The organism is Roseovarius sp. MBR-51, from assembly GCF_053628575.1.
In genome coordinates this window covers 23,516-34,088 of sequence record NZ_JBRJGQ010000021.1, presented here as the reverse complement: position 1 = coordinate 34,088, position 10,573 = coordinate 23,516, and the positions used below count along the sequence as shown (strand labels likewise).

The window sequence follows — 10,573 nt, the reverse complement described above, 5'->3', positions numbered from 1 at the left end:
CCGACGCAACAACCCGTCAACTGACGGCCTTCCAAGCCCTTCAGGCTGCGCCAACTGCTCCATAGTCGAGAAAACAGTCAAAAATCGAGGTGCCCACTTATCTAAGTTCACAGTTTTGCCAATTTTGCGCCAAACCATCACCGCAAACTCAAAATTTTGTTTTGCATTCAAAGAAGCGTTTTCTCAGCCACCTAGGTGATCAGACGGCCATTTGCCAATAAAATGCCACGATCCTGTTTTACTAACCCTTAGTGGAATAAGGGATCTTTACCTACTTATGGCGAGCTTCGACAATGCGAACTCTTCTTGTTGATGACGACGTAGTCTTTGCAAAGCTGGTAGTGACGAAACTCGCTGAGCTTGGCCTACGCGATGTTACAGTAGCTCACAGCGCCGAGGAGGCGCTGTCTCTGCTTGACCAAGGGTCGTCACCTTTTGATTGCTTTCTGTTGGATATCGTTCTGGGTCATTCTGACGGCATTGATCTTTGTCATATTTTACGCATGCGAGCCGACAGCAAACTGGCGCCGATCATTATGGTAACCTCGCAGCGTGATAGCACGCTCATGTCGCGCGCGTTTAGCGCGGGTGCTACTGACTTTTTGCGCAAACCCCTTGATCACAACGAACTGGTGGGGCGCATAAAGACTGCGATGTTGCTCGTTGAATTTATCAACAGAACTAAAGCCCCAAAAGGCGGTTCTGAGATGCCTCCTCGCCGCAACTATCTCTTGCATGATAGCACCCCAACAAAACCCGTCTGGTTTCCTAAAATCAAGGGGATGGTGGAGTTCGCCTGTCTCCAGAAAAGATTATCTGAACTGCGCTCTCGAGATGAAACGCCGAATCTATACCGCGTTCAAATCAAAGATTTTGGAACGCTTCTTAGTCAGTCCGATTATACGGAGTTGAAGCGACATCTGCACCAAGTAAGCAGCCTTCTCTCTGAGGCGGCGAGTGGAGACCAGATCCTTTTTTCTTACCTCGGTAGAGGACGATTTATTATATGCTTGAGTAACCACAGCTCAGGGCACGCCGGCGAGACCGCAGAGAAAATGCAAAATCGAGTCAACCTTGGACTGTCTCAAGCTCTATCGACTGGATCAAAGGCACTGAAACTGAGGATTTCGAACATTTCCAGACCGCGTCCAGCGTCCTCGAATACGACAACACACGATGTGCGGGGCGAGCATTCAATCAATCCAGATGCGCTTGCGCTTGATTTGCCGCTCGTCGACGACATTGAAGAGAGAATTTTTGAGAAAGCCCTCGCTAAGAAAGGACGGTAAGATGTGTCATCACAAACTGAATTCGCTCGGCGCACTGAGACTTCCTACCTGCTCACGTCAGTCGAAATTAACTGCTTGCTCAAAGAACAGACCAAGTATCGGTACATTCCAGAAACATGGAAGAGCTGTATGAATTGATGCCTTCGGGTGGTGCCATTCACGAGATCAATTCAGTTTTCTGATGGAGATAAATAATTGAAAATTAAAGATTTACCATGCAACCTGTTTTCAGGTTTAGCTGAAGATGGATATATTATGAGGATGATGTAATGAGAGAGTTGCGGCGGATACTTCATGTAGATGATGACGAAGACATTCGAACCATAGCCGACATTGCGCTGAAGTTAATTGGTCAATTTGACCTTCTGCAATGTGCTTCTGGCAAACAGGCGACTGAAGAAGCGGAAGCATTTGGCCCAGACCTTTTCCTTTTGGATTACATGATGCCAGACATGGATGGCAAAGAGACGCTTCGCGAGCTACGTAGCCTGCCCGGCTTAAGTGAGGTGCCCGTCGTCTTCATGACGGCGAGGGTTAACGGAGACTTTTCAAACAGCCTTCGCCGCAATGGTGCTTTGGCTGTAATAGCTAAGCCTTTTGATCCGGTAGAACTTGCCGATCACATCCATGCACTCTGGCAGGCTTACACTGGTTCGGAATCGGAGAACGTTAGGCTGGGCGAGGTGCCCCTAGTTTCCTAGACATCCTCTTCCTTGAGTTTCTGCTGTCTGAGTTCGAAGTCAACAGGCGACAACATGCCGTTGTTCGTGTGAGTGCGTTTCGGTGTGTAGGACTTCTCGATGTATTCGATGATTGTTCGTTTTGTAGATATCTCTGTTCACGCCGTTAATATCGATGCCATTTCACCCTTGGAGGCCTGATACACGCGCCATAAGAGATTCTTGTAACGATGGTATTACAAGTGGGCGCACCGCCCCATCAACATCTCAAATACCAAATCTAAGTCAGTTTACTGACGGACAACTGCAGAGCCTTCAAACGTGGAGTGAAGGTGCGAGACTGTCCGCCATCAGCGCCCATGGAACAGTTTAGCGTGATTGCATAGCGGAGGGTTTGCGGCTCATCTTTACCCCAGTTGGAGTTGAAGATGATTAAGAAACCCGTGACGACGAAGGCCCCCGCCGAGCAGGTCGTGAAGGACATCCGCCTCAAGACCCGCCCGACCTATTCAGCGGAAGAGAAGATCCGCATTGGTTTGGCTGGATTGCGCGGAGAGGAAAGCATTTCTGTACTTTGTCGACGCAAGGGCATTGCCGAGAGCTTGCGTGATGACAAGGTTTCCGGTCAGGATGCTTAGAGCTGCCTTCGGGTCGCAATTTCTGCTGCTGGATATTCTATTGTCATGCCCTTTAACTTCTCTCGCCGCAAACTGCTTCGATATCTGGCTGGGCTGGGGCTTATGCCCGGGGCCGCGATGTCTCAGATCAAAGGGCTGCCCGACGGCGATCCGGTACTGGCCAAAGATGGCAGGATCCTCGTGCGGTTGTCGGAACTCTTGCGCTTTGGACCTGGAGGGCGGCTTCTGGCGCGGGTAAGCGTGCCTGAGGCCAGCGCCCCGGTGCTCGGGGCCGCCGGACGTGACGCGGGCCATCGTCTGCTCTGGCAGTTGGACTTTGAGGGGAGAGCGGCTGGCAATCACGGTGATCTTTATGAAAACCGTGATCGTGGCCATTCGCGATTGCCGGCTGAGGCGCATCCACAGTTGACGCATGTGGCCTATGACGATGAGGCACGCAAACTGGAGCTCGATTACGGGCTGGCTGGGCCAGTGATCTTTGCTGTTCCGCTCATTGGGAATTCGTCCACTGCGGTCAAGCATGGACCGCTCTGGCGGTCCTTGCCGCGGATGGCGCTCACCCGTGATAACGGCCCTTTGTTCTTATACCAGAATTACCTGGCGGGGCAGATACACGTCTACCCAGAGCACCGAGATCATGACCCGGAACATGGCGACCTGATCCCGGCCAACACTCCTTATTTCCTGATTTCGCAAGGCTCATCGGGCTCTGATCAGCCGCATCTTGAGGCGCTGGCCATGATTTTCGCAGCGTTTCAACCCGAGACCAAGGCGTTTCTGCACCAAAATCAGCTTCTGGCCCCGACCGTGCAGATGGTCTTTCGTCGTAGTCTCACGTCGGTGCGCAGCCGGGCGGCTTATCTGACGGGGCTGGCGCATCCCTCGGTGATCCCCAAAGATCAGATAAATCTGATGCGCATGGTGCAACTGGCCAATGCGCTGACGCCCGAGACTGTGCCGCCAATGGTGCGGCTTGCCGTTCTGTCCGAAGATGATGCTGTCGAGGGCGTCGATTACTTCGGTGAAGGGTTGAGTGAGCGGCTTTTTGATACGCCAACTGCTATTGCCCGCCTCTGGCGCAGCCATGCCTATCGGCGCAGCATGGTCGTCTCAGTTGAGGCAACGCGCGATTCGAAGGGACGCGCGCTGGACTTTGTTTGGCAGGTGCTGCGCGGCGACCCGGCGCGAACCCGGATTGAGCCGCTGGATACGCGCGGCTTGCGCGCGCGTATCACTGTGGACTGGCAATTGCCGCGCCCGGTGCCGGGACACCCTGATATCCTCTCAAACCGGGTGGATGTTGGTGTCTTTGCACGAAGTGGCGCGCAGGACAGCGCGCCCGGCCTGATTTCGATCCTGTTGCCACAGCATGAGACGCGCCGTTATGGTCTTGGCCCGGATGGGGATATGCGAATCGAGAGTCTTGATCGCCGGGTGCCGCAAGGCGGCTATGCCGACCCTGTTCTCTTTCCACAAGCGGACTGGCGCGACGAGTACCGCTATGATGCCGCTGGGGCGCTAAAGGGCTGGGACCGGGCGGCATTGGAGGGAACCATGCGTTTTGATGCCGTGGGGCAGAAGATCACAGAGGCTGGTGCCGTGTCGATACGCCATATGATCGAGCGCCCGTCGGATGCAGCCCCCCGCATCGTCATGCGGACTGGGCCGGGGAATGCGGGGGACTAGACGGATTGGGCCGCTCCGTTTGTGGCGGGCGCTTCTGGATAAGGAGGAATCAGGGCCGTGTTCAACGATGTTCGCAGCGGTGCGGTGATGGGGTGAAGAGATATCTGAGGCTGGCTGACAATTCGCAATTTGGCGACAATGCCGATTGCCGGTGAGAACTAATCACTACATGGAAACTTTTTGTGGGAAATGCAACCTGAGATTGTTTTTTAGTTATTCTAAATAATTGAAATACGTCAAAAATATGGCTGTAAACTGATTACGCCTATATGCAGAGCCGTCTGCCTCAGGTATACGTGATGATAAGACCAATTTAGTGTGGGAGATTGGCTATGGGGCTGGTGAGTAACATTCTGAGCAAGACTGGCGTTGGCGTGCTTGTCATCACGGCGGCTTTGACTTTGACGCCGACAAATGCCGATGCGGCAACAATACATGCAACATCGGCGGACATCATTGTGGACGGACCGCGTGGCACCGCAAATAATCGCGATGAAATCTCGAATGCATTTGGCGCAGCGGATGGAGCGTTCTTCGAACTGGGTTACGATGCTGTGGTGGAATTCCAGTTTGGTAACCCAACGGGTCAGCGGTTCTTTGGGCCGGGCTCCTTGATCGAGATCACGCTTAACAATGACCCGAACTGGAAAGAAGCGGTTCGGATCGAGGTGGGCATAAAGGGTGATGAGAGCACTTTTTGTCACCGCACAGCCCGCCCCCTTTAAAAACACGGAAACTTTCGGCAACCCGGTCTTCACGTTTGACGGGATTTTTGACACCGTGCGGCTGACCGACCTGACTTTGGCATTGTTTGGTGGCAATCCCAGCAACCTTTCAACGCAGGCTGCTACGGGCGGGTTTGATGTGGATGCGATTAGCGTGAGTGCCGTGCCGCTTCCGGCAGCAGGTTTTCTGCTGGTTGGTGCGCTTGGCGGGCTTGCGGCACTACGTCGGCGCAAGCAGGTAGGCTGATGCCACTGTCTATGGATGACGGATAATTGTCACGTAAAGGGCCGCATCGCGGCCCTTTTATTTTGTGATGAAGGCGGCAAGCACCCGATTCGGCGACGGTGTTTAGGGGCTGGAAGAACTGTTCTCTTTATGGAAACAATTCGGGTCAAAAGCTTTGGATTGGTAATAATGCGAAAATACTTCCTAGCGAGTTCAACTTTAGGCTGTAGCCCAGCAATTCAAGATATCTCAATTAAGGCAAGAATGTGGTAGAATTGGGAAATTACACTTTTGTGAAGTCAGTTTTTAGAGTACGATTGAGTAGGAATATTTTATGGGAAAGGGAAGTGAAATGAACTTAAAAAAATGGCTATTAGCTGCCACAATCGCTGCAGGTATGGCAACAGGAGCGTCTGCAGCGACGCTGACTGGTGAAAGCAGCGGCGTATTCACCTCGGAAGACGCTGGGTTTACGTGTACCGCGAATCCATTGTTCTGTTTCTTTGGCTCCAATACAGGTGTTGAAGGTGCGAGCATCAGTGGTCCCACCATAGCGTGGCCAGGTGATACGACTGGAAATAATAATTCCAATCCAGCCCGTAGCTCACTTACCATCAATGACACGGACATCAACGTCGGCCCGGTGCCGATCGGAACAGGTAACTACCTCGTCGGTAGCTTGACTTGGAACAACGCATCTTCTCCTGCAAACGTGACGCCGGACATGTTCACCGCTACGGCAACGATTGATTTGCTGTTCTCCTCGCCTAGTGTTCAGGCCGGGCAGCAGGCCTTGTCGTTCGATATCACCAACACCGGCAACCCGGACGGCGACGATATCGTGCTCTCGCTGGGCGCGTTCGACTTCGGTTTTGGCCTTCCGCTCGCTCTCGGTGACGGTCTAACGCTGAACGGGTTCTCGACCGCCCTGCTCTCTGGCAGTGCGGGTACGCTGTCCGGCAATGACTGGTACAATCCGGAGAACGGCGAATCCTCGCTTGGCATTTATGCCAACATCACGGCTGTCGCGCCAGTTCCGCTACCGGCCGCAGGCTGGCTGATGATCGCGGGTCTTGGCGGTCTGGGCGTCTTGCGTCGTCGTCGCAAGACTGCGTAACGCAAGCTACGGGCTATGTTTCGAAGAGAGGGCCGCGCCATGCGGCCCTTTTTTTTGTTCAGATCTCCAGCCCCATGGCCTGTCGCAGCATCCAGACCATGCGCAGGAGCCGCAGGCGGATGAGGGTGACGATGGCGCGCCACCGGTCCGCAGGTCCTGCGAGCTTTGGGCTGGTCAACACTTTGGGAAAATGCATCAGAATACTGAGTGGCATGGCCAATCCCTTGAGTGCCCATTTTATACGGGCCCTTATGCTTCCCCCGGTCTGTCCGAACATCTCCTGCATGATGCGCCGCCATTTGCCGCGCAGTGCGGGCCAGTCTTGTCGTGAGGGGTGCCCCACGCGTAGCGCGTCCGCGTAGATTAGCCGATATCCCTTGGCGGTGGCGCGGAACGACCAGTCGCGGTCCTCAGATACCCCACCGCGAAAAGGGCCCACATCCTCGAACACGTCCCGCCGGGTAATCAGGTTGCCAGTCCCGGAAAAGCCTTGCACCTCAATGTAATGACGAAAATCGAAGGCGAAGACGGTCTCAAAGGCTTCGGCCCCGCTGCGCGGCGGTGGGGTTTCGTCAAAGACCTCAACCCGCCCGCCTATCAGATCGGCTCGGTCCGCGACCTTGCGCCCAACCGTCACCCAGTCGGGGGCCGGCAGACAATCAGCGTCAATAAACATCAGGCGTGGCGCGCTGGTTTCTTGCACGCCCCTGTTGCGGGCCGCAGCAGCGCCTTTCTCAGTTTCAATGACAAAGCGGATGCTGGGGAATTTCGCCCGTGTTTCCGTCAGTGGCTGGGGAGAGCCATTATCCACCACCAGGACTTCGCAATCTGAGAGATCATTTTCTATCAAGGCAAACAGGCAACGCTCCAGACGCACCACATCATTGTAATGTGGGATAATGATCGCGATCTCGGGGATCGCTTTTTGTATCCCGGAGTCTCCCATCAATAGTAATCATATCCTTCAGTGTCGCTGATATAGCGGCATTTGTTCAGCACGATGCCCATCACATTGGTCAACTCCGCCACTTGCCGTTCAGCTTGGTCGATCCGCTTCATTGAGGTGGATTCCGCAGCGACGATGATGACTGCGCAATCGACATTCTGGAGAAAGGCGATGTTGTCGTCGCTGGCATTGAGTGGCGAAATGTCGAAAAGCATCAGACTGGGGGCATAGTCTTGTTCTATCCCTTCCAGAGCATCGCGCGCTGCCTGGCTCAGTAGAAGTTCAGAAGGATTGGCTGCCGGGCCATTATTGAAGCCAAATGCCACCCGTTCCCCTAGGCGCAGCCCGTGTTCGGCAAATCGTACATGACCATTCAGCACATCGCTCATGGAATGATCGCTCTTTTGTCCCAGAGATTTGTGAAGCGACGGGCGGCGCAGATCGAGATCGATGCAGAGTACACGCATATCGCGCTGGCGCTCGAAGCTGAACGCCAGATTGGACAAAGTGGTCGTTTTTCCAGCTCCCATATCGGGTGAGACGATCGCTATCCGGCGCCAACCATTGCTCTGGGCCTGATGGATGATCTTGGTGCGCAAGAGATCATAGGGGGCTGCATCGCGCCCCGCTTCAGCGGCAACCACCCGACGACTCTTGAGCAGGGCACGATTGAGCTTGAAGGGCGCGAGGGCCGCCCAAGCTTCATCAACCGATTGGTTGGCTTTGGGTGGGGGGGCATGTTCCGTGCGGGTGGCGTTGCCCTGCTGGCGCTGTGCGCGCGCCTTGGCCAGGGCTTCCTGAATGCGTTCCATCTCAAGCGCTCCTGATATCGTTGTGACCGGTCACCAGCGGACGCCGATCTTGTTCATGGCGCGGTCGGCCAAAAGGTCGAGCGGCAGGTAATACAGATGCACCGCATAGATCGCTGCAGGCAGGCCCACGAGGATCACCAGATAGATGGTGATCTTAATCAGGCGCTTCCAAAAGATCTCAGAGCGGCTGCGCATGTACGGGATGGTGGCCAGAGGCCGTATCCCGATGCGGTTGACGATGTCCTCTGGTCGCCGGGCCGTACGGTTGAGCAGCTCAATCAGTACGATAAGGCCAATCCCTGCGAGAATGCCGAAGCCAGTGCCGCCCCCCGCAATGAGTACCCGGTTCGGTTTTGTGGGCCGGTTAGATACTGCGGGCGGTTCGATGATCGAAATCCGCTGACCGCGTGAAAGCGACTCGATCCGCTCGCCTGTGCTGGCTTGGGCCAGGCGATCGACAGCCGTGTTATACTGTGCTTCAATATTGGCATAGGCCCGTTCCAGCTCTTCGAGCGTGACAGTGTTGGCTGGTGTCTTGGCCAGCGTCTCATTCAGATCTTCAAGCCTTGTGATGCTATCTTCGCGCTGCTCCTCCAGTATGGAGATACGCGTTTCTAGTTCACTTAATTGCAAATCAAGCGTGATTGATCCACGACTTGGAGCGGAAGTACTGGACTCCGGCGCCTCTGTTACAGTTCGGGAGGCTATCCGCTCTTGAAGTTGTTCGATCCGGGCCTCCAGCATTTTTACCCGAGGGTTCTCCGGTGAATATACGGATAGCGTTTCGTCAAGTTGGGTACGCATTTCTTGCAATCGCTGCTCATCAGGTGACAGGCCTGTGCGATTATTACCCTCTAACTGTCCGGTCGCCTCGAATATCTGCACCAGCCGCTCGCTTTGATTTGTGAGCGACTTGATATCCCGGTCGATCTGGCGAACCTGCTCTTGCAGCGTGGCTTGTTGATTCAAACGGTATTCGACGCTTTCGGGCAAAGCGCTGGAATTTCTGGTCTTGAATTCGAGAATACGCGCGCTCTGCGCGTCAAGGTCCTGACCCAGTCGTTGGACCTCTTGTTGGAAGAACTCCAGAGTATTCCCTGCCCGCGAGGTGCGGAATTCGGCATTCTGACGTTCGATCAGGGTCAGATATTCGTTGAGTACACCGGCGGCAATTTGCGGGCTGCGGGCCTCAAAGCTGATATTCATGATTGGCGTTGGATTGCGACCGCTGGCCGCCTGAATGGTCGTACGCGCCCGCATTGCTTCGACGATGGCATCCGCAGACATCTGCTGAGTATTCTCAAAAACAGTCTGACTGCGGGCGACATCGAGCATGTTGGCCCGGGTCATCAACCGCTGCTCGATTATTTCGAGTTGTTCGGACAGGCCCACCATAACCGTAGAAGCGGCCAGCTCTGAGGGAATTTGAGGCCCTTCCAGCAGCAGGCGGGTTTGTGATTCATAGGCTGGCGGCAAGGTGAAGGCCGCAATGACAGACACGGCCGAAATGATCACTGAGACGATCAGGAAATAATGCAGACGCCGGAGGAAAATCGACGAGTAGTACTTCAGTTCATTCATGACTTATCGCTCTCTTCCGCTGCAAGGGAGGCTGCAAAGAATAACCCGTCGTCAAGCACGCTCTGAAGGATGTCTTCAGTCACTGTTCTCTGCTCCTTACTCCATGCATAGACCATCGCGATATCACACAGCTGATTGACAAGCCGTGGTACTCCGCCGGTCTGATCATAGACCATCTTACAGGCGGCAATGGTAAATTCATCACCTTGTCCGCCTACGATCCGTAACCGGTGATGGATGTACTGCGCCACCGTGTCTTCATCCATTGCCGGGATGTGAAAACTGGCCGCCACCCGCTGTGCCAGCTGTTTCATCTTGGGGCTACGGATCACATCGCGCAACTCGGGCTGCCCGATCAGGATGAGCTGGATCAGCTCATCCTTGTTGGCATTGATATTGGTGAGCATACGTAGTTCTTCCAGACCCTCCATCGACAGGTTCTGCGCCTCATCGAATATGAGGACCACACGCCGCTCCGCCGCATACTCGGCAATCAGAAAATCCTGCAACTTCTGAAATTTCTGCACATAGGTCGCGTCATTCGAAACCTCGACCGAGAGCGCGTTGAGAACCCATTGCAAGAGCTCTCCGCGGCCGCCTTGGGCGTTGGAAATGAGGCCGATTGTGATGGAGGCGTCAGTCTGCTTGAGCAGATGCTGAACCAATGTCGTCTTGCCAGAGCCAATTTCACCGGTCACCACAGTGATCGGCGCCCGCGAGAAAATTCCGTAATCCAGGATCGTATAAGCGTTACGATGCGCCTTGGACCAATAGAGAAAGGCCGGGTCGGGCAGCAGCGTAAAAGGACGCTCCGACAGGCCGAAAAAATCTGCGTAAAGGGTCTCTGGTTTCATATGCATCTTTCAATACAGG

10 protein-coding genes and 1 pseudogene are annotated in these 10,573 nt (G+C 54.5%); 7 read left to right on the top strand and 4 right to left on the bottom strand.

Features of this window, described 5'->3' with window-relative positions:
* The first annotated feature begins 293 nt into the window (after positions 1–293).
* From ACSSVY_RS20420 to ACSSVY_RS20390, 7 genes and pseudogenes are all read left to right on the top strand, one after another.
* A complete protein-coding gene (locus ACSSVY_RS20420) occupies positions 294–1,289 on the top strand; it encodes a response regulator (RefSeq protein WP_454271689.1) in 996 nt (331 codons plus the stop codon).
* A 269-nt stretch (positions 1,290–1,558) separates the two neighbouring features.
* Positions 1,559–1,990 (top strand): response regulator, encoded by a 432-nt coding sequence (locus tag ACSSVY_RS20415; RefSeq protein WP_454271688.1) that lies wholly within the window; start codon positions 1,559–1,561, stop codon positions 1,988–1,990.
* 407 nt (positions 1,991–2,397) lie between these two features.
* A pseudogene (locus tag ACSSVY_RS20410) lies at positions 2,398–2,574 on the top strand (IS3 family transposase); the annotation flags it as partial.
* A 150-nt stretch (positions 2,575–2,724) separates the two neighbouring features.
* The gene (locus tag ACSSVY_RS20405) at positions 2,725–4,293 is read left to right on the top strand and encodes a hypothetical protein (protein ID WP_454271686.1); all 1,569 of its coding nucleotides are present in this window, start codon (positions 2,725–2,727) and stop codon (positions 4,291–4,293) included.
* Between the two features lie 326 nt (positions 4,294–4,619).
* Complete coding sequence (locus ACSSVY_RS20400) at positions 4,620–5,018, top strand: hypothetical protein (protein ID WP_454271685.1); 399 nt, start codon at positions 4,620–4,622, stop codon at positions 5,016–5,018.
* The gene (locus tag ACSSVY_RS20395) at positions 4,978–5,265 is read left to right on the top strand and encodes a VPLPA-CTERM sorting domain-containing protein (protein WP_454271683.1); all 288 of its coding nucleotides are present in this window, start codon (positions 4,978–4,980) and stop codon (positions 5,263–5,265) included. Before ACSSVY_RS20400 ends, ACSSVY_RS20395 begins: the two co-directional genes overlap by 41 nt.
* Before the next feature lie 313 nt (positions 5,266–5,578).
* The gene (locus tag ACSSVY_RS20390; RefSeq protein ID WP_454271681.1) at positions 5,579–6,361 is read left to right on the top strand and encodes a VPLPA-CTERM sorting domain-containing protein; all 783 of its coding nucleotides are present in this window, start codon (positions 5,579–5,581) and stop codon (positions 6,359–6,361) included.
* A gap of 58 nt (positions 6,362–6,419) precedes the next feature.
* Here the strand turns inward: ACSSVY_RS20390 and ACSSVY_RS20385 are convergent, their stop codons facing one another.
* From ACSSVY_RS20385 to ACSSVY_RS20370, 4 genes are read right to left on the bottom strand one after another with little or no spacing between them, the layout of a single operon-like run.
* Positions 6,420–7,307 (bottom strand): glycosyltransferase family 2 protein, encoded by an 888-nt coding sequence (locus ACSSVY_RS20385; protein ID WP_454271690.1) that lies wholly within the window; start codon positions 7,305–7,307, stop codon positions 6,420–6,422.
* Entirely contained in the window at positions 7,307–8,119 is an 813-nt protein-coding gene (locus ACSSVY_RS20380; protein WP_454271679.1) for a CpsD/CapB family tyrosine-protein kinase, read from the bottom strand. Before ACSSVY_RS20380 ends, ACSSVY_RS20385 begins: the two co-directional genes overlap by 1 nt.
* A gap of 30 nt (positions 8,120–8,149) precedes the next feature.
* A complete protein-coding gene (locus ACSSVY_RS20375; RefSeq protein WP_454271677.1) occupies positions 8,150–9,700 on the bottom strand; it encodes a GumC family protein in 1,551 nt (516 codons plus the stop codon).
* A complete protein-coding gene (locus tag ACSSVY_RS20370; protein ID WP_454271676.1) occupies positions 9,697–10,554 on the bottom strand; it encodes an ExeA family protein in 858 nt (285 codons plus the stop codon). Before ACSSVY_RS20370 ends, ACSSVY_RS20375 begins: the two co-directional genes overlap by 4 nt.
* Positions 10,555–10,573 lie beyond the last annotated feature (19 nt).

Bases quoted from the DNA above. Each gene is read 5' to 3' on its own strand.
- ACSSVY_RS20420 (WP_454271689.1), top strand. From the start codon at position 294: ATGCGAACTCTTCTTGTTGATGACGACGTAGTCTTTGCAAAGCTGGTA.
- ACSSVY_RS20415 (WP_454271688.1), top strand. From the start codon at position 1,559: ATGAGAGAGTTGCGGCGGATACTTCATGTAGATGATGACGAAGACATT.
- ACSSVY_RS20405 (WP_454271686.1), top strand. From the start codon at position 2,725: ATGTCTCAGATCAAAGGGCTGCCCGACGGCGATCCGGTACTGGCCAAA.
- ACSSVY_RS20395 (WP_454271683.1), top strand. From the start codon at position 4,978: ATGAGAGCACTTTTTGTCACCGCACAGCCCGCCCCCTTTAAAAACACG.
- ACSSVY_RS20390 (WP_454271681.1), top strand. From the start codon at position 5,579: ATGGGAAAGGGAAGTGAAATGAACTTAAAAAAATGGCTATTAGCTGCC.
- ACSSVY_RS20385 (WP_454271690.1), bottom strand. From the start codon at position 7,307: ATGGGAGACTCCGGGATACAAAAAGCGATCCCCGAGATCGCGATCATT.
- ACSSVY_RS20380 (WP_454271679.1), bottom strand. From the start codon at position 8,119: ATGGAACGCATTCAGGAAGCCCTGGCCAAGGCGCGCGCACAGCGCCAG.
- ACSSVY_RS20375 (WP_454271677.1), bottom strand. From the start codon at position 9,700: ATGAATGAACTGAAGTACTACTCGTCGATTTTCCTCCGGCGTCTGCAT.
- ACSSVY_RS20370 (WP_454271676.1), bottom strand. From the start codon at position 10,554: ATGAAACCAGAGACCCTTTACGCAGATTTTTTCGGCCTGTCGGAGCGT.